At 56.6% G+C, this 18,458-nt stretch carries 12 protein-coding genes; 4 read left to right on the top strand and 8 right to left on the bottom strand.

The genetic code is table 11. The annotated features are described in order from the left end of the window. Position 1: 1 nt before the first annotated feature. The gene (locus tag YERSI8AC_RS16695; protein ID WP_159177112.1) at positions 2-496 is read right to left on the bottom strand and encodes a nodulation efficiency, NfeD-like protein; all 495 of its coding nucleotides are present in this window, start codon (positions 494-496) and stop codon (positions 2-4) included. Positions 497-673: 177 nt separating this feature from the next. On the opposite strand from YERSI8AC_RS16695, the gene YERSI8AC_RS16690 reads away from it, so the two are divergent. After that, the gene (locus tag YERSI8AC_RS16690) at positions 674-1,390 is read left to right on the top strand and encodes a trimeric intracellular cation channel family protein (RefSeq protein WP_082116921.1); all 717 of its coding nucleotides are present in this window, start codon (positions 674-676) and stop codon (positions 1,388-1,390) included. 17 nt (positions 1,391-1,407) lie between these two features. Here YERSI8AC_RS16690 and YERSI8AC_RS16685 read toward each other — a convergent pair whose 3' ends face one another. Beyond that, positions 1,408-4,425, bottom strand: a complete 3,018-nt coding sequence (locus YERSI8AC_RS16685; RefSeq protein ID WP_159177111.1) for a hypothetical protein — start codon at positions 4,423-4,425, stop codon at positions 1,408-1,410. Between the two features lie 109 nt (positions 4,426-4,534). On the opposite strand from YERSI8AC_RS16685, the gene YERSI8AC_RS16680 reads away from it, so the two are divergent. After that, positions 4,535-5,248: a DUF3581 family protein gene (locus tag YERSI8AC_RS16680; RefSeq protein WP_009288206.1), complete on the top strand. Its 714-nt coding sequence runs from the start codon at positions 4,535-4,537 to the stop codon at positions 5,246-5,248. Positions 5,249-5,293: 45 nt separating this feature from the next. Here the strand turns inward: YERSI8AC_RS16680 and YERSI8AC_RS16675 are convergent, their stop codons facing one another. The 5 genes from YERSI8AC_RS16675 to YERSI8AC_RS16655 all read right to left on the bottom strand — a co-directional run bounded on the left by YERSI8AC_RS16675 (position 5,294) and on the right by YERSI8AC_RS16655 (position 14,302). Beyond that, positions 5,294-7,018 (bottom strand): potassium/proton antiporter, encoded by a 1,725-nt coding sequence (locus YERSI8AC_RS16675; protein WP_159177110.1) that lies wholly within the window; start codon positions 7,016-7,018, stop codon positions 5,294-5,296. 93 nt (positions 7,019-7,111) lie between these two features. Further along, positions 7,112-7,537, bottom strand: a complete 426-nt coding sequence (locus YERSI8AC_RS16670) for a hypothetical protein (RefSeq protein WP_159177109.1) — start codon at positions 7,535-7,537, stop codon at positions 7,112-7,114. Positions 7,538-7,598: 61 nt separating this feature from the next. Continuing rightward, positions 7,599-8,465: a transglutaminase family protein gene (locus YERSI8AC_RS16665; RefSeq protein WP_022522531.1), complete on the bottom strand. Its 867-nt coding sequence runs from the start codon at positions 8,463-8,465 to the stop codon at positions 7,599-7,601. Next, positions 8,462-10,888 (bottom strand): circularly permuted type 2 ATP-grasp protein, encoded by a 2,427-nt coding sequence (locus tag YERSI8AC_RS16660; protein WP_159177108.1) that lies wholly within the window; start codon positions 10,886-10,888, stop codon positions 8,462-8,464. Before YERSI8AC_RS16660 ends, YERSI8AC_RS16665 begins: the two co-directional genes overlap by 4 nt. Before the next feature lie 63 nt (positions 10,889-10,951). Further along, positions 10,952-14,302 (bottom strand): transglutaminase family protein, encoded by a 3,351-nt coding sequence (locus YERSI8AC_RS16655; RefSeq protein ID WP_159177107.1) that lies wholly within the window; start codon positions 14,300-14,302, stop codon positions 10,952-10,954. A gap of 364 nt (positions 14,303-14,666) precedes the next feature. Between YERSI8AC_RS16655 and YERSI8AC_RS16650 the strand changes: the two genes are divergently transcribed. Both YERSI8AC_RS16650 and YERSI8AC_RS16645 read left to right on the top strand, forming a co-directional pair. Beyond that, positions 14,667-16,148 carry a circularly permuted type 2 ATP-grasp protein gene (locus YERSI8AC_RS16650; protein WP_009288211.1) on the top strand — a complete coding sequence of 494 codons (1,482 nt, stop codon included), beginning with the start codon at positions 14,667-14,669 and terminating at the stop codon, positions 16,146-16,148. Positions 16,149-16,152: 4 nt separating this feature from the next. Then, positions 16,153-17,163, top strand: a complete 1,011-nt coding sequence (locus tag YERSI8AC_RS16645; RefSeq protein ID WP_009288212.1) for an alpha-E domain-containing protein — start codon at positions 16,153-16,155, stop codon at positions 17,161-17,163. Here YERSI8AC_RS16645 and YERSI8AC_RS16640 read toward each other — a convergent pair. Beyond that, a complete protein-coding gene (locus YERSI8AC_RS16640; protein WP_159177106.1) occupies positions 17,160-18,230 on the bottom strand; it encodes a zinc-binding metallopeptidase family protein in 1,071 nt (356 codons plus the stop codon). The genes YERSI8AC_RS16645 and YERSI8AC_RS16640 overlap by 4 nt on opposite strands. Between the last annotated feature and the right edge of the window lie 228 nt (positions 18,231-18,458).

Genomic DNA, 18,458 nt, shown 5'->3' with positions numbered 1-18,458 from the left:
GTTAAGGCTCCTTGCGTTGGGAATTGTCATCTTGAAAGGCTGTGTCTTCAGGCTGATGTAATGCGACTAGCGCAGTGGTGCCTTCAAATCGTTTAAATATGACCAGCGTACCGCTGGGTAGCTCGGTTTCACCGCTTTCAAGTACGCGCAGGCGGTAGAAATCGCCGTTGACTTTAATGCCCGTGGCATCATCAAAATCCCGGCGTAGAGTAGTGTAGCGATTACCTTTTTCCACACCTGTGCCTGTTGTGCCATAAGCAACGCCGCGGGGGGAGAAGCGCGGGCGAATGACCATAATGCATATTGGCAGCAGTACCCCGGTAAAAATAGCCATGCCAAGCAGTTGCCAAGGAAGCGCTAATCCTAGCGCTGTAACGGCCGCTGTTAGCGCAGCGGCAATACCCAGCGCTAGCAGCACCATCGCGCCAGAAGTCAGCTCTGCCAAACTTAATAGTAAGGCGAGTACCAACCAGCTATAAGCCGGGCTCCAGTCCATAGCAGTGTTACTCCGTCGTGAATGCAAGTGTTAATGACAATTCGGTCAGCGTAACCTAATTATGTGAACTTATCTTGCTTAGGTCGCAAGCGTGTTTTTGGGTGCGAGCATATCCTCTGAAGGGTGCTATCCTGCCTGCCTTTAAAGATAGCGAGCATAAAAAAGGAGAAGGGCGTGTTGTCGGGCGTGGTCTATTGGCTGGATATGGCGGGTGTCATCGTGTTCGCGCTTTCGGGCGTGATTTTGGCGTGCCGGTCGCGCATGGATCCTATAGGTATGCTGGTGCTGGCAGCGGTGACTGGCATTGGTGGAGGCACGCTGCGTGATTTAGTGCTCGGTGTAAGGCCGGTGTTCTGGGTGACGGATCCAACCTACCTGTGGGTGATTTTAGCCACCGTAGGTGTGTCGTTGATGGGCTTCCACTATATCCACCGCCTGTCGCGGGGCTTTTTACCGATCGCTGATGCGTTTGGCTTGGCACTGTTTACTGTGATTGGGACTCATAAAGCACTGTTGCTGGGCACGTCTGGAACGGTAGCTGTCTTGATGGGCATGATGACCGGCGTAGCAGGCGGCATGATACGTGATGTATTGGCCCAGCGAGTGCCCATGGTGCTTCGCGAAGAAATTTATGCGACGGCAGCGATGGCTGGGGGAATCGTTTACGTGGCGCTGCATGCCCTGGAGGCGCCGCTAACCATGGCGATTGGCGCCTCACTAAGCGTCACCCTCGGGCTGCGTTTGGCGGCGATCCATTGGCACTTGGCGCTGCCGGTGTTTGCCTGGGTCACGGTGCCACCGAAAACCCATGATGAGGCGGCAGCACCGCTCTCTACACCGCAAAAGGCTAAAGAGCGGGTGAGGATGATTCGCCGTGAGCGCAAAAAACGCTAAGGGCTAATCATTAGAGGCTAATTATTAGGGCTTAGGGAACGGTTCATCTCACGCCAGCGGTCAAACCAGCGGCGGGGTTGAATAACGTGCAAGGTTGGTTCGCTGTCCTCAAGTTCAACTCCTAATCCAATCACGCCAAGGTGGGCATAGAGCGCGCCGTTTGCGCTTCGGTCTGCCAGAGCGACATCGGAAAGCAGCAGCAGCGGGCCACCAGCGAGCGTCAAGTCGCTAAGGCTGATCTGCTTGCCGCTGATCTCTAGCTGCACCGTGCCCTCGATGTCGTGCACATTGAGCAGTCGCCCTAACCAGTCGCTATCCCTTGCGCGTGCGAGAAATAGCCGGGCGAGTAAACCGGTATCGCGCATCTCAAGGCGGAGCTGGCTGACGAGACGAATAGGATCTTCCCACGCCAATTGCGCATCCAACATGGAAAGCGTTACCCACCAACCGGCATCGGCAGAGCCATTTTCACTTTGTCGGCTAACGTTCTCCAAGCGTAAGAATGAGTCATCTGCGTTAAAACGATGCGTTTCCAGGTCGCCGTCGGTTAGGTGTAAGTCGAGATGAACGTCGCCGCGAAGCTGCTGATCCAACAGTGCTAACTCTGCGCCAAAGGCGCGCAGGGTTAGTTCGCCCTGTGCGTTTAATCCTTCCAACAGCCATTCGCTTTCCAGGCTGGCTTGCCCATCCAGCAACCTAACCCCCGCGCCTTCGGGCAGGTAGCGGTTGTAACGGGTGAAGTCGGGCACCTCGGTAATCGGCAGCGCGATGCGCGTGGTGAAGTGCTCGGGCTGGGGAGATTCAAGCACATCGCTAAAACGCTCGGTTTGCGTGGTGAGAGCAAAGTGGCGTCCTTCCAGGTGCGGGCTATCATCGCCTTGGCGACTCAAGGCAAAGCGGGGGATGCCAAGCGAGAGCTGGGCCCGCTCGGTGCTATCCAACTGGGCGGTGAGCTCGCCCCGTCCGGTGGCGAGATAATCTAAAAACGTGACTTCTAACTGGTCGGCGTTGGCCCGCAGCCGAGTGGGTGCCAGCAAGCGGTTATCGCGAAAGGCGCCCTGAGAAAAGAGTTGTCCTTCACCCGCGATGGCTAAACCGTGGGCGTCAGGCAAAAACGCATTTAAAAAGCCTAGCCGTTGCACGCTTCCCTCGAGTGAAAACTGCCCGCTTGGTACGTCACCTCTGCGTTGAAAGCGACCATCATTTAGCACCAATATGCTCTCTAAGCGTTCGCTCGGTTGGTCGATATCGGCCACTTGCCAGCTCAACCGGGTGCCGCTGATGTTCAGCGTTGAGCCATCCATTGCTGCCTGCTGAATAGGCAGGAAAAGCTGCATATCACTGGTTAACGTGCCGACTTGTTCGCCATGTTGCCAGCGTGTGGTAAGCCCGTTTCCGGCTAAATGTACCTCTCCGCTGAGCTGTTTTGACGCCATGGTGAGCTGGCCGTGGCTTGCGGCTTTCCCGCTAAGCAACTGCAGTGGCGCGGGGTCAGGTAAAATGGCGCCTAAGTAGGTTTGTAAAACGCTGATATTAGGCAGTTGCGCGGATTGCCAGCTCAATGTCGCGGATGCTTCTTCACGGGCCTTTTCTGGATCAGCTGGGCTCGATGCCGAGACGTTGATAGCGGCATCGTCAAGCAGCAGACGCTCCTGGTGGTGCAGCGTGGCGTCGGCAAAGTTAAGCGTTGCTTCGATAATTTCTTGTGGCGTTAGCTGGGCATCTAGTGAGCCGCCACCTCGGGCAATGAAGCCACGCGTATCTGCCATCAACTCAGTTGCTTGAATACTTAGTTGGGCATCAAAAAGGCGCGATTGGCGAATGCTGGCAGAGGCCTCAATTTGCCCATGGCCGGAAAGACTGATGCCTTCCAGTTCAGAGTTCTCACGTTCAGAATCCTGTCCTTCAGAACTCTCTCCTTCAGAACCCCGTTCTCCTATACCGGGCGAAAGATATCGATCCAGCATATCCAGGCGGGTGATATCGCCTTGCAAGGCGAGTGTCGCTGAGGTGGGAAGGTCGAGTTGATCCAGTCGCTGATTAGGAATTTGGGTCGCAAGGCGTAGCTCGGTATGCTCTGCGTAAGGGTGCGTGTCGGCTAGCTCAACATCGGCCAGCTGCGTTGAAAAATGCAGTTGATCGTTCTCAACCGACAAACGCACTTGGCCTTCACCCGTAGCCGTGTGGCGAGGCGGAGGGGTATCCGCCAGTATCCAGCGCGGCGAGTCAGTCGGCGCATGTAAACGTTGCTCATCAATCGCTAAGCGTAGCAGGGGCGCGTTCAGTATAAGCTTGCTGCTGGGCTGTAATTCTCCTGCGGTGAGCTCCAGTGCTCCAGTTAGCGCCCCGCGCCCTTCAATGGTTAGCCAGGGCAGGGTGCCTAGGTAGGGCATAAAGACATTCCAGGCATCCGCCTGGGCATCCAACTGAAGCTGCGCTGAGAGCGCTGCTAGTAGGTTGGGGTTCAGCTCGCCGCTGGTAGCGTCGACAGGAGTTATCGAATTGAGCGTTGCATCAGCGTTAAGGTTAATATCACGCACTAAGGTCTCTTGATCACTCAAGCGAACTAAACGACCATTGGTAATGGCGAGGGAAACGTTAGGAATCGCTAGGGTGTCGCGACTTAGCGTGGTCTCCGTTACCTGCAGCTGGCCGTCAGCTTCAAGCGCGATGTCACCAACGGTCAGGCGGCGAATACCCTCGGCATCGAGTGTGTCGATATGCAGTTCGCCGCGTAATAGAGCCATTAGCGAGAGCGAAAGGGTGGCGCGTTCGGCTTCAATTGAGATGGGCAGTGCTTCATCTTCACGAGCGAGATAGAGTCCCTCTACTTCCCAGCGGCCTGGGTGGCGGCTAACGCCTTGCTCCCAGCGGATGTCGATGCCCTCGAATTGTGAAATGCGCTCGGGCAGCCACTGGCTGTTAAGCAGCCAATAGCTGCCCGCCACCCAGGTAAAGAGGATAAACAGTAGGCCAACCAACGCCCTTCGCAGCAGGCGAGGTAGGCGATTTTTACGAGTGTTCGCGTCTGACATAGTGGCTTCCCTAGCAGATAACTCCTGTTGGGACGTGTTTTATGGCATTATGCGCGGCGTTGGGCAGTGACGGGTTTTCGATTTCAACGCTAGGCAGGCAACAAACGCCATGTTCAAGGATTTTTACGCGCAGCGCGGAGAGTATGTAGTGATCTCCGCAGAGCAGGCCAGTCGCTTCGCCAAAGGCGTGGCGGGTGACTACAACCCTATTCATAACCCGGATGCACGCCGTTTTTGTGTGCCCGGTGATCTACTGTTTGTACTGATACTCACAAAGTTTGGGTTGTCGCGGCAAATGGAATTTCGCTTCACCAACATGGTGGGCGCTGATACGCCGCTTAAGTTTAGCGAAGCAGACAACGGTGCACTTCACGTCTGTGATGAGAGCGGCAAATGTTACTTACAGGTGGTGCGTAGTGGTGACATTACCCACGATCCTGCGGTGGTGGAAGCCTTTGCGCGTTGCTATGTCGCGTTTTCAGGCAAAAACTTTCCGCACTATCTCAAACCGCTGATGGAAGAGCACGGGGTCATGTTTAACCCCAAACGTCCACTGGTGATCTACGATAGCATGGGGTTTTCACTCGAGCGTTTGGATGGTTTTGCACCGGGCTTGACGCTGAATCACTCTTCGCTGGAGGTTCACGGTAAACGCGCCGATGCACTGCTGGAGTTCTCTATTGAGTCCGCCGGGGAGGCCGTAGGGGTGGGTTCCAAAAAGCTCGTAGTGAGCGGCCTTTGTGACTATGACGCCGATGAAATGGCCGCTATTGTAGAAGAGTTCTATCGTCTCAAGGCCGCTTACGAGACGGCCTCGACTTGAACACTGGTACTTAGCCTCTTGCGAGGCTAAGTATGGATAAGACGCTTATTGGTCAGGCTTGTCCTGCACCGTCAAGCCAACCGTGGTAATACGGCCACCGAGTGTCGCCAGTACCGCCAGCATGATGCCATCGAGCTGAAGTGAGTCGCCTATCTCCGGTTGGCTGGAGAGTGTATTGCGCAGCAGTGCATCGAGAGTCGTCTGGCCATCCTCTCCTTCGATCAACACGCCATACGAGTGGCGTAAATCGTCTATCCTTGTACTGCCCTTGAGCTTTAGCTCCTGATCGGGCAGCTCGTCACTGACCACGCCCACCGCATCTGAAAAGACACAGTCGATAAACGGCCTCGTCTCGGGACGCAGCACCACGAACAGGTGATCGCCAGCCATTAGCTCTGTCGAGCCTCGCGGGGGAATTACGTCCTTACCCCGGGTAATCATCGCTACGACCGTCGTATCGGGTAGTGCCATTTGTGAAAGCCGCCGACCCGCTGCGCGTGGATGGTCGCTCAGGGTGTACTCCACAATATCGGCATCTACCTCTTCCAGCGCGGTAATCTCAAGGCTGGCCGCCGGTACCGCTGGCGGTTTTTCAGTCAATCCCAGCTTGCGGGCCACCACTGGCAGAGTGGTGCCCTGGATGGTTGCCGAGATCAGCACCACGAAAAACACCACATTGAAGATTAATTCTGCACCCTCCAGCCCAAACATCAGCGGAAAAATAGCCAGGATAATAGGGACGGAGCCACGTAGGCCTACCCAGGCCACTAAACTGGCTTCACGGGCATTGAAGCCGAACAGTTTCATGACCGGCAACATGGCGATTGGCCGGGCAACCAAAATCAGTACCGCAGCAATCACCAGCCCTTCCAGCCATACATCCAGCAGAGACACCGGGTTTATCAGCAGCCCCAATACCACGAACATCACGATCTGGCTTAGCCAGGCGAGCCCATCATGAAACAGGAATGTGCTGCGCTGAAAGGCGATACGGTGGTTGCCAATGAACACCCCGGTCAGGAAAATGGCCAGGAATCCGCTCCCCCCTGCGTTGGCTGAGATACCAAAGGAAAGGAAGCCACACGCGGCCACCATTACCGGGTAAAGGCCCGAGGCCACCAGATGGATGCGGTTAATGATCTTGACCGATGCCCATCCTACGCCAAGCCCTACCAGGCCCCCTACGCCCATCTGCATGACGAAAAGCTCAAGCAGCCCCGTGCCTGGTTTCATGCCATTGACCAGCACTTCCAGCAACCCGACGGTAAGGAAAATAGCCATCGGGTCGTTTGAGGCGCTTTCGATCTCTAGCGTGGATTTCAGTTTTTTATTGATATGTATGCCGGCGTTTCTTAACAGCGAAAATACCGCTGCGGCATCTGTGGAGCCCACGATAGCCCCTAGTAGCAGGCCTTCCAGCAGCGGTAAGTCGAGAATGTAGGCGGCTGCCACGCCGGTGATTAGAGCCGTGATCAACACCCCGAAAGTGGCGAGCAGGGAGGCGGGTTTCCAGACTTTTCGAATCGATGAGGTAGGCGTTTGAAGCCCGCCGTCAAAGAGGATCATTGCCAGCGCCAGCGTGCCTAGGGCATGTGCCCCCGCTGGGTTGTCGAAGGCGATCCCTCCAATACCACTCTCACCGGCCAGCATGCCAATGACCAAGAACAGAACCAGGACAGGTAAGCCAAGGCGGGCAGATAATTTGCTCGATACAATGCCCACCAATATCAAAATGGCAGCAAGTAAAATGAGCTTGTCAACGGGAAACATAAACGGAGAACCCTTCTAAAAAGGTACTGATAGTTTGAATGGCAGCGTGTCTCTAAAGCGGTGCCACTAATGAATAACTGAACAACTACGTAGTTAGCTCTTTGCGAGGATAGGCGGTGCCCGACCGGGGGGAAGAAGGAGGGCACAGCCGCTGGTGTCGTTTGAAACGACACGGCCAAGAATTGCCTGGTGGGAGATAGCTGAATGCAGCGAGGCGAAAAAGCTAACGGGAGGGGGATCGTCGGCTGACCATTCGATGGCCTTCAAAAGCTCTTTATCTACCTGCCGCTTGGTGGCAGCGTTTCTTATTCGTAGCTTGGTGGGGAGTGGCGCGAAAGCGTAGTGACTCGAAAGACTTTTCAGGCTTTCATCGGTCTGTTGCAGCTCGGTGAAATGTGGCTTGTAAAACTGTTCGACGGCACCCGATAGCAAGACCAGAAAACAGCCCAGAAGCAGGATCTGGGATGCCCAGAGAGGCGCATGCCCGACGTTTTTTCCATCCCCATCCCCTTGCTGCATCGAGTCTTCCTTGAACAAGCCAACTATGTAGCTGTTATACCTTAGGTGGAGTTGGTTTGCATCAGCCCACCAGTGGCATGACATCCACTTCGACTTCCAGGCGGTGTTCGCCGCCCCCGTTCATGACGCCTTTTAGCGGGGCTACGTCGGCGTAATCTCGCCCCCAGGCCAGTACAGGGTGCTGTTCACTGGCCACGGTGCCATTGGTGGGGTCTAGGGCCAGCCACCCCCATTCGGGAATCCAGGTCGCCAACCATGCATGGGAAGCATCTGCGCCGATCAGGCGTGGCTGCCCGGGCGGGGGCTGGGTTTCCAAATAGCCACTGACATAGCGCGCAGCAAGACCTACCGAACGCAATGCACCAATCGCGAGATGAGCAAAATCCTGGCAGACACCCCGCCGGTTGGCGAGTACTTCGCTTAGCGGCGTTGCAAGTGTGGTAAAGCTGGGGTCGTACTCGAAGGTTTGATGAATCAGTTCATTGAGCGCGAGAGTCGCCTCGACTATTGGCCTGCCTGGGGTAAAGCAGCTGTGGGCAAAGGTGGCCAGCTCATCATTACGGCGAATAAACGGTGAGTCGAGGCGGTAAAGTTGAATGTCAAAACTGTTGTTCTGGCTAAGCTGCTGAGCGACTTGTTCCCACGTCGTTGAGGTGGTGGGTAGCGCTGCTAAGGGGTGTGTACTCAACTGCGTTACCACCGTGACATCCAAGGTTTGATGAACTTCCTCCATGGCGAAATAGAGCACTCGATTGCCGAATACATCGCGGCGCTCCATCTGTACCTGTGGCGTGGGGCTGATCTGCAGTTCCGAGGCACCACAGTGCTGATGCGGCGTTTTACGTGGTAGCACCCGAGCTTCACTATGGCACAGCGTCACGGGGGCGCTGTAGTGGTAGCGGGTGGTATGGCGCAGCGTGTAGTTCATGCATCAGGCTCCATGCTGACTAACTGGCGTGGCCGCTCCACGTGGCTGAAATGACTCTGACTGATGGCTTCAGAAAGCGCGCTTAAGGGGTCAATTAAAGCATCCAGCAGTTGCTCTAAGGCATCCTGTGCCTCCGGTGTATCGGCTAGATGACTTAAGCGATCAATGTCGGCCAGGTGCAGTGCCGCATTGGCCTGAATTAATAGCCGCCGTTCGGCGTTACGGTAGGGCGATGAGCTGCCCGGCAGGCGATCCATCTGTCGTTCAATGCGCTTGAGCATATAGCCCACCGAGCGAGGATTGGTTTCATCGAACAGCAGTAGATCGAGAATCGCCGCAGGGTGAAGCTCACTGCGGTAGCGGCGGCGATAGGCGGTAAAGTTATCGGTGGTGGCGAGCACGACTTCCCACAACGCCAGCCCCGGCGAGTGCGGCGCATTGAGGGTGAGCTTGAGCAGCGAGAGCAGTCCCAGCACGCGATCCAGGAAGCGGCCGATATCCATAAACCGCCAGCCGTAGTGATGAGGCATGGTTTCGTTACACAGCCCGAAGAAGGCGGCTAGCTGAGCAGACAGCCCCTCGCAAGCGCGCCGTGCCGCGCTGGCCCCCAAGCTTGGGTTGAAGGTGGCCATGCGCTGACGCAGCTGGTGCACCACCCGCCAGGAGTCGTCGCCTAAATGGTCGCGCACGCTGCGTGCGTTGCGCATTAGTTGGGCAAACAGTGGCTGTAAGGCCTGGGGATCCACGTCATCAAACTGCGCCAGTAACGCGGCGCGCTTTAGATCAAAACCAATCAAAGGTGCCTGTAGTCGCTGTTGGTCCTCTTCGTTTAGCGTGGTGATATCCAGTGCCAGCAGAAGTTCATCGAGCAGCTGATCGGCGATCTCATCCTGGTCGTACTCCATTAGCCTCATTAGCGCTTCACGCAGAAGTCGCGCGCGGGTGTCTAAGCGCTCGCCGTAGCGGCCTAACCAAAACAGGCTTTCGGCTACTCGGCTGGGTAGGTCGGTGCCGTCACGGGTGGCCACCACCGGGCCGCGGGCCTGGCGGAGCTGGCTGACATGGGGCTGAGGAGAGGCTGCCGTAACCCAGACATCTTTAACGATGGTGCTGCTTAGTGATGGCAAGCCAGGTTCGCCAACCCAAGCTAAACCACCGGGCATTACTTGGTACTCGCCAGCCGCACTATTTTTAGCAGCAGTGCTGCTTTTGGCAGTGGCATTGGGGGTGCGTGTTACAAAGCAGCGTAGGTTGAGCGTGGTGGGTTCCAGACGCTGTAGGTGGCTATCGAAAACCGGTGCGGTGGCTGGCTGCGTAGTGGCATCGACGTTAGGCAATAGCAGGGGCTCACCGAGCAGGTGCTCACACAGCATCGGTAAGTAGTCTGCTAACACCGGGGCTTCCAAAATGCCCACCCCCAAGGCGTTAGATAGCGCCACGCCGCCTGAGCGCATGGCCTGGAGTAGCCCGGGTACGCCCAGCTGCGAATCGCCGCGCAGTTCCAGCGGGTCGCAGTAAGCGTCGTCGCAGTGGCGCAGTATCACATCGACTGGCTGTAGACCGCCCAGGGTGCGCAGCCATACTTGGGTATCGCGTACGACTAAATCCTGGCCTTCTACCAGTGCAATATTGAGGTAATTGGCTAAATAGGCGTGCTCAAAATAGCGTGGGCTCCCCGGCCCCGGCGTTAATAAGATAAGCGTGGGGTTATCGCGATGCTGATAGGCCATGGCGATCAGCGTGCGGTGGTGTAGGTCAAGAAACCCCGCTAGCCGCTTTAAGGGCGCATTGCGATACATATCCGGCAGGGCGCGGGCCATCAGTATACGGTTTTCGAGCGCAAGCCCAGTACCGGATGGCGCCTGTAGGCGGTCTGCCATCACCCGCCACTGGCCCTGAGTATCCTGAATCACATCCACACCGTGGAAAATAATCGGCGCGCGGTCATTGGGCAGCGACTGGTGGCAGGGCAGTAATAAATGCGCTGAGGCAAGCAGCTCTTGGGTGGGGAGTAGCCCCGCCTCAAAGAGCGTTTTGGGCCCATAGATATCGTCGTAGAGGGCGCTCAGCAGACGACTGCGCTGGATTAGCCCCGCTTCTAATGCTTGCCACTGTGGTTCATCAATCACCCAGGGTAGCGGGTCGAGCCGCCACGAACGCCCCTGGGTTTCATCATGCATATTGAAAATTACGCCGTTTTCAGCCAGTAGGCGCTGAATTTCGTCATGCTGCTGGTGACGACCCGTCGGGCCCAGGCCCTCCAATGAGCCGAGTAAGCTCTGCCAGCCAGGGCGTAACTGCCCCTGGCCATCGAGCATGGCGTCGAACGTGCCGGGCTGTCCCTTGCCTAGCTGGTGTAAGTAATCCTCAACGAGCCCGTTAGTCACGGGCGCGAGAAGTGAGGGAGAGACAGGGGCCGTCATTATCCTTGTAATCCTAAGCAGTAGGAGGCGGATTATCCTGCACTAGTCGCTACGAGAAAAGCATTAGCTAGGCGTCCAGCGCAGGTCGAGGGTCTGCGGCAGTTCCAGGCTGGGGGTTTCCAGCTTGGGAACCTGATGGCCATGACGATGGCCGCTGTCACTAAAACGCCCCAGTCTTCGCGCTTCGGCTTCAAACGCATTGACCGGGAAGGTATCGAAATTACGCCCTGTGGGGTGCACTACGTAGTAAGTACAGCCCGCGACTGAGCGCTGGTTCCAGGTGTCGATCACATCAAACACCAGCGGCGCGTGAATGGGAATTTGCGGATGCAGCGCTGAGGGCGGCTGCCAGGCGCGGTAACGCACCCCAGCCACGGCTTCACCGTTTCTGCCGGTAGCTGAAAGGGGTACCCGGCGGCCGTTGCAGGTCACCACATAGCGGTCACCACTCATGCCGCTGACTTTGACTTCCAAACGCTCCACCGAAGAATCCACATAGCGGGCAGTGCCGCCAGCTGAGGCCTCTTCGCCCAATACATGCCAGGGTTCGATGGCTTGGCGCAGCTCAATATCCAGCATGGAGGTGTGCAAGCATCCGTGCAGCGGGAAGCGAAACTCCAGGAAGGGGGCAAACCACTCCAGGTCAAAATCGAAGCCGTGGTGGCGCAAGTCACCCAGCACGTCGTCAAGGTCGCTCCAGAGGTAGTGGGGAAGCATCCAGCGATCCTGCAAGGCGCTGCCCCAGCGCACCGGTTTGGCTCGGTAGGGCGTTTTCCAGCAGCGGGCTACCAGTGCGCGGATCAGCAGCATCTGCATCAGCCCCATGCGGGCATGGGGTGGCATCTCAAAGCCGCGTAGTTCCAGTAAGCCAAGGCGACCGCTGTCGCTATCCGGCGAATAGAGCTTGTCGATACAGAACTCGGCGCGGTGAGTATTGCCGGTTAAGTCGGTGAGCAGGTGGCGCAATAAGCGATCGACCAGCCAGGGCTGTACCACTTCCCCTTCGGGCATTTGTTGAAGGGCGATTTCCAGCTCATAGAGGGCTTCATGGCGAGCTTCATCCACCCGCGGGGCTTGGCTGGTGGGGCCAATAAACAGACCCGAAAACAGGTAAGAGAGACTCGGGTGGTGCTGCCAGTAGGTGACTAAACTGGCCAGCAGATCCGGACGACGCAAAAACGGTGAGTCGTCAGGCGTCAACCCGCCCAGGGTGACATGGTTACCACCGCCGGTGCCGGTATGGCGCCCATCCAGCATAAATTTCTCGGTGCCCAGGCGGGTTTTTCGCGCTTCTTCATATAGCCGTTCGGTTTGTGCTACCAGGGTTTGCCAACTGGCCGCGGGCATAATATTGACTTCGATCACGCCGGGGTCAGGGGTGATCATAAAGTTTTCCAGGCGCGGGTCTCTCGGCGGTGAGTAACCCTCTACCATGACCGGGCAAGCGAGTTCCTTGGCGCACTCCTCAACGGTACTCAGTAGGTCAAGGTAGTGCTCTAAGCTGGTCAGCGGCGGCAGGAAAATATGCAGGCGGCCATCCCGCGGTTCCACACATAGACTGGTGTGAATGACGCTACTTTCCCGGTCGATGTTTGCCCGTGGCTGCTGTTGAACGGCTTCGCCTTCCGGATGCGATGGGCTAGGGTGGCTTGAGCGACCCAGGCGTTCGGCATCGCTGATATGCAGCTGTTCGGCGTTGCGGCGGGCGACTTCGCCGTGAATATCGCCCAGTTCAGGCCGGGGGGCGAACAGCGATTCAGGCTGTGGCTGCTCCTCTGGGTCGGCCCAGGGCAGCGCTGAAAGCGGTAAGCGTAGGCCCATGGGCGAGTCACCGGGCACCAGGAATAAGTGGTCGCGCTTGAGCGGCCAGCGGCCGCTCTCCCAGCGGTGAGCTTGGCTGATCGAGTGGCGCAGCGGCAGGGCGTAGCCCACCACTTCGTCCAAGCCTTGCTCTAACAAACGAGCTAAACGGTGGCGTTCGGCGTCATCTTTGAGATTGGCTTCCCGCGGATCCACATTGACGGGCAGCGACTGCTCTTTCCAGAGGTAGTAGTAGGCATCCTCAAACGCCGGAATCCAGTAGCGCTCAGCCACGCCCAGGCGTTCGCTAAGTGCTTTGGTAAAGCGTTGGGCAGTGGTGTCATCCACGGCTACCTTGGGGGCGCCTTCCATACAAGCTAGCCATTTTGGATCTCGCCATAGCGGCACGCCATCTTTCCGCCAATAGCAGGCCAGCGCCCAGCGCGGTAACGGTTCACCGGGGTACCATTTGCCCTGCTGTTGCTGAATAGCGCTGCCGGGCGCATAGGCGGCTTGCAGCCGGGTTAGCAGTGCCTCGGCGCGCTCGCGCTTGTGCTCACCTAACGCTTCGGTATTCCACTGAGGGCTCTCCATATCATCGACGGATACAAACGTGGGTTCGCCCCCCATAGTAAGGCGAACGTCCTGCTGTAAGAGTTCAGCGTCCACTTGGTCGCCCAGCGTGCAGATACGCTGCCACTGTTCATCGCTATAGGGCTTGGTGACCCGTGGGTCTTCATGGATGCGCTCGACCTCCATGGTCACATCAAAGGTGACTTCACACTTATCCGAAAATCCGGTGATGGCCGCGGCGCTACCCGTCGTCGGAGTGGCGGCGAGGGGAATGTGTCCTTCGCCAGCGAATAGACCTGAGGTGGGGTCAAGGCCTACCCAGCCGGCGCCGGGCAGGAAGACTTCGGTCCAGGCGTGCAGGTCGGTGAAGTCCACCTCGCTGCCGCTCGGACCGTCCAGCGCTTTAACATCTGACTTGAGCTGAATGAGATAGCCGGACACAAAACGAGCGGCGAGGCCCAGATGGCGGAAAATTTGCACCAGCAGCCAGGCACTGTCGCGGCAGGAGCCGCTGGCGAGTGTCAGCGTCTCTTCGCAGCTCTGAACACCGGGCTCCAGGCGTACTAGGTAGCCGATTTCATCCTGGAGTCGCTGATTAAGCGCAACCAGAAAATCGACGGTGGTAGTCGGTTCGCGGGGAACGGCTTTGAGCCACTCCATCAGCCGCGGCCCTGACTCGGTTATTTCAAGATAAGGGCTTAGTTCTTGGCGCAGCGCTTCTGGGTAAGCAAAGGGAATCGTTTGCGCAATATCGTCCAAAAAGAAATCGAACGGGTTGATCACCGTCATCGGAGCGATTAGCTCGACGGCAATGGTTAACTCTTTGCGCGGTTCAGGGAACACCACACGGGCATTGAAGTTGCCAAACGGATCCTGTTGCCAGTTTAAAAAGTGGTCATCGCCGGAGAGTTTGAGCGAGTACGACTCAATGTGAGTGCGGCAATGGGGCGCCGGGCGCAGCCGAATAACATGGGGCGAAAGACGCACCGGGCGGTCAAAGTGGTAAGCCGTACGATGATACAAGGCAACGCGAATGGTCATGAGCCACCCTCAAAAGAACCGTTATTAACCGGCTGGTCGGTTGGGTTAAGGAATAACCGAACGTTTCGCAAGTATCGTTCCACTTTTACTTTTTTGCAGCCGCTATCTTAACTAAGACGTTTAACTAAAGTGGAAATCGCGTTATGCACCAACTTGATGCCACTTGCGCGCACCAAGATAGGGCGTAAAGGCGTTTTAATTTCCTCGTGCTCTCTGTCAAGCGGCGTTTAAGTAAGTGAACGTTGAAATATCGCAAAAGATGGTACGCATTTTGCTCTCATTTGTTTGATTGTTTTGCACGCGGCAGGCCTACACTGAGCATTGAGGAAGTTGCCGCTTCCACCCCCGCGCCAGGAGAGCGCCCATGAGCCAAGTGAATTGGAATAACTATGCGTGTCGTGATTACTACGATGAGCTGATGGCCGCTCCCGGTCAGCCACGCGAGTCAGCGGGTGAATTGTGCAACATGTTGGCAAGGTTTAGTGCCGAGGAGTTAGCGGAGCGAAAAACTGCGGCGGAGATCGCTATTCGTACCATGGGGATTACCTTCACCGTCTACTCTGAAGGCGCGATGATTGACCGTGCCTGGCCCTTTGATATTGTGCCGCGAATCATTCCCGCCAGTGAGTGGCGTAAAACCGAGGCAGGCCTTAAGCAGCGCGTGCAGGCGCTGAATCTATTTATCGATGACCTTTACCATGATCAAAAAGTCATTAAGGACAAAGTACTGCCCGCCGAGGTGCTGGCACAATCGGTTAATTTCCGCCCCCAGTGTGTTGGCATTAACCCTCCTCACGGTGTATGGGCTCATGTATGTGGCTCTGACCTGGTGCGCGATGGCGACGGGACGCTCTACGTGCTGGAGGATAACTTACGCATTCCTTCCGGTGTCTCCTACATGCTGGAAAACCGCAATGTCACCAAGCGGGTACTGCCGGAGCTGTTCGCCTCAGGCAAGATTTTGCCCGTTGATGACTATGTGGCTCAGCTTTACGACATGCTGGCGGCGATGTCGCCAAGGCCAGGTGATGACCCCCAGGTAGTGGTACTGACCCCCGGGATCTACAACTCTGCCTATTTTGAGCACGCCTATCTTGCCCAGCAAATGGGCGTCGAGCTGGTGCAGGGAAGTGATCTACTCGTTGATGACGATGATGTGGTGTACATGCGCACCGTGGAAGGGCTACGCCGGGTCGATGTTATTTACCGCCGTGTAGACGATGAGTTTCTCGACCCGGAAGCATTTAACCCGGAATCCATGCTGGGGGTGGCGGGCCTAATGCGCGCCTGGCGGGCGGGGAAAGTAGCACTTGCCAATGCTCCGGGGGCCGGCGTGGCGGACGATAAGGTCGTTTACGCCTTTGTTCCCGCGTTGATTCGCTACTACCTCGATCAAGAGCCGCTGATCCCCAACGTGCCCAGCTACCTGTGTATGTTCGAGGACGATCGCCGCTATGTACTCGACCACCTGGATGAATTGGTAGTGAAACCGGCCAATGAGTCGGGGGGCTACGGCATGCTCATTGGCCCACGCTCAACCAAAGAGACCCGCGAAGAGTTTGCCCGCTTGATTAAGGCGAACCCGCGCAACTATATGGCTCAACCGACCCTGGCACTGTCGACCACGCCTACGCTGGCGAATGGATTACCGCAGCCGCGCCATGTGGATTTGCGCCCCTTCATTCTTTCGGGGCCAGAAATCCATGTCACCACCGGTGGACTAACCCGCGTGGCATTGATAGAGGGTTCGTTGGTGGTGAACTCTTCTCAAGGTGGCGGCAGTAAAGACACCTGGATTGTAGAAACCGACGATAAGGCGGCAGCGGCCGCGGTGAAAGGAGCCTAACGCCATGCTGTCACGCGTTGCAGAGAACCTCTACTGGATGGCGCGCTATATTGAACGTGCGGAAGACACTGCCCGTTTGCTGAGTGTCAATAGCCACCTTATGCTCGATTTGCCGGGTCGCTTACCGCTCGGTTGGGCACCCCTTATCGAAATGACCGGCAGTCTGGAAGCCTTTACCGCACGCCATAAAGACTTTGATGAACGCAATGTGGTGCACTTTTTATGCGCTGATACTGACAATGATATTTCGATTATCTCTGCGCTTGCCAGTGCCCGTGAGAACCTCAGAACCACTCGGGATGTGGTGCCCCGGGAGATTTGGGAAGAGGTTAACCAGCTCTATCTGAGCGTGGCTGATCATGCCGAAAACGGTGTTAGTCCACGCCGTCGCGATAGCTTTCTCAAAAGCGTCATCCGTAGCTGCCAGGCGTTGACGGGCCTGATTGAAGGCACGTTAAGCCATGGCCCTGCGCGTACCTTTATTGAGCTGGGGCGTCAGTTAGAGCGGGCCGATATGACTACTCGCATCGTGGATGTGCGCTCTGCCAGCCTGCTGCCGCAAAACCCTGAAGAGCTACTGCCGTTTGAAAACCTGCAGTGGATGAGCGTACTCAAATCGCTCACCGCCTACCAAATGTACCGTCAGCAGGTACGCTTACGCGTTCGGGGCCCGGATGTGCTGCGCTTTTTGCTGCAAGATCCTAATCTGCCACGCTCCATTGCCTGCAGCTTGGAGACGCTGGGCCATGAGCTGACGCTACTGCCAAGACAGGATCGACCGGCAGCGACCGTTTCACTGGTGCGCGCCGATGTGGTGGATGCCGATATTCAAGCGCTGGCCCACTCACCCAGCAAGCTGCACCTGTTTATCGACGAACTGCAGATCGGCTTTGCCGCTATCCACGATACTCTTAGCGCAACCTACTTTGTGAATGACGACAGCGTGCCCCGCGTCACCCAAAACCAGAGTCAGAGCCAGAGTCAAAGCCACGCAGGGGATAACGATAACGACTAACCAGTGGGGGAGTCGCGCTCTAGCGGGCTGGCGGCCTGCACGATTCGATGCAGGTACGCCAGCTTCTCGCGCACCGCTGGGGCAAGCACTCCTGGGGCCAAATCGAGCAGGCCCATATCCCGGTTGAGCTCATTCACTGCCATCCCTACCTGATGAAAGGCAATCAGCATGCTCTCCAGACTGCCGTCGTACTCAACGGGGGTAATGCCCATGTGCAGTGCGGTATCCAGCACGGCGACTATATCCAAGTAGTAGGCAAATGTTTCAGCAAAATCTTCCCAGGGGTGCATGGTGGCGTAAGCAGAGATGAAGCGATTAGGCCAGTCGCTGGGCGCCCCCTGCTGGTAGTAGCGCTCTAACGCTTCGGCATAGGTTGGCCGGTGGTGATTGCCAAATACCGCACGGCAATTTTCTTCATCGCGATCCTTAACCAATACATCCCAATAGTAGTGGCCGATTTCATGGCGGAAATGACCAATTAATGTGCGATGGGATTCGTTCATGTCGACCCGCAAACGCTCGCGTTCAACGTCGTCGGCTTCTTTGATGTTGATGGTGATATGCCCTGCTGCATGGCCGGTATACACCTTCTCTGGCTTGGCGGTGGAACGCCATAAGCCCTGGTCGGGGAGGGCATCAGCCATAAATGAGAAGCTTAACGGCACAGCAATGTCGTCGTCTTTGGTACCGTGGGGAAGTTTAAGTAGATCCAGAGTATGAAAAAGGCGCCGTTTAGCAGCCTCTAGTGCCGCCCAACGCTCACGGTGGCCTGCAATATTGAGGTCGGGTATTACTTCGTTGTAACGACAGCAGTCGCAGAGCGTGTCCGCTTGGCCGTGTTCCATCACCACCAGCCGATTACATACGTTTTCAACAGCGTAGTTGTGGCACTTCATTAGCGCTGTATCGCAACCCGGGTGGGTACAGCGATAGCCGCCGTTATCCAAGGGCTCAATGGCCACGATATTGCTACAAGCAGGGCACCAGCCTACTTCTGACTGACAGGCAAGGCAGTGGGTGTTTTCGTAGAACAGCGGATTGCCACAGCGGCAGTGAAAGGTCTGCATAGATAATTCCCTGTGTTTAAACACGCGCTTTCGCCGTGGGCGATCCGCAAGCCTGCGGCACACTGATTAGCCGAAGCATAGCCAGCGTGGTGCCACAATGGAAAGGCTAATTGACGTCCTGGCGTAGATTTTGTTTACTCATGAGATACTTGGTTGACGTTAACGTCAACTTGCTGCTATACCCTGTGTACTTGCCTTACCGCGATGCGTTTTAAAAACAGCTTTTTT

The organism is Halomonas sp. 113 (assembly GCF_904067645.1).
Lineage (GTDB): Bacteria > Pseudomonadota > Gammaproteobacteria > Pseudomonadales > Halomonadaceae > Vreelandella > Vreelandella titanicae.
Note: the sequence above shows the minus strand (reverse complement) of the source record. Positions and strands in the feature narration are given on the sequence as shown.

Bases quoted from the DNA above. Each gene is read 5' to 3' on its own strand.
- YERSI8AC_RS16695 (WP_159177112.1), bottom strand. From the start codon at position 496: ATGGACTGGAGCCCGGCTTATAGCTGGTTGGTACTCGCCTTACTATTA.
- YERSI8AC_RS16685 (WP_159177111.1), bottom strand. From the start codon at position 4,425: ATGTCAGACGCGAACACTCGTAAAAATCGCCTACCTCGCCTGCTGCGA.
- YERSI8AC_RS16680 (WP_009288206.1), top strand. From the start codon at position 4,535: ATGTTCAAGGATTTTTACGCGCAGCGCGGAGAGTATGTAGTGATCTCC.
- YERSI8AC_RS16675 (WP_159177110.1), bottom strand. From the start codon at position 7,018: ATGTTTCCCGTTGACAAGCTCATTTTACTTGCTGCCATTTTGATATTG.
- YERSI8AC_RS16670 (WP_159177109.1), bottom strand. From the start codon at position 7,537: ATGCAGCAAGGGGATGGGGATGGAAAAAACGTCGGGCATGCGCCTCTC.
- YERSI8AC_RS16665 (WP_022522531.1), bottom strand. From the start codon at position 8,465: ATGAACTACACGCTGCGCCATACCACCCGCTACCACTACAGCGCCCCC.
- YERSI8AC_RS16660 (WP_159177108.1), bottom strand. From the start codon at position 10,888: ATGACGGCCCCTGTCTCTCCCTCACTTCTCGCGCCCGTGACTAACGGG.
- YERSI8AC_RS16655 (WP_159177107.1), bottom strand. From the start codon at position 14,302: ATGACCATTCGCGTTGCCTTGTATCATCGTACGGCTTACCACTTTGAC.
- YERSI8AC_RS16650 (WP_009288211.1), top strand. From the start codon at position 14,667: ATGAGCCAAGTGAATTGGAATAACTATGCGTGTCGTGATTACTACGAT.
- YERSI8AC_RS16645 (WP_009288212.1), top strand. From the start codon at position 16,153: ATGCTGTCACGCGTTGCAGAGAACCTCTACTGGATGGCGCGCTATATT.
- YERSI8AC_RS16640 (WP_159177106.1), bottom strand. From the start codon at position 18,230: ATGCAGACCTTTCACTGCCGCTGTGGCAATCCGCTGTTCTACGAAAAC.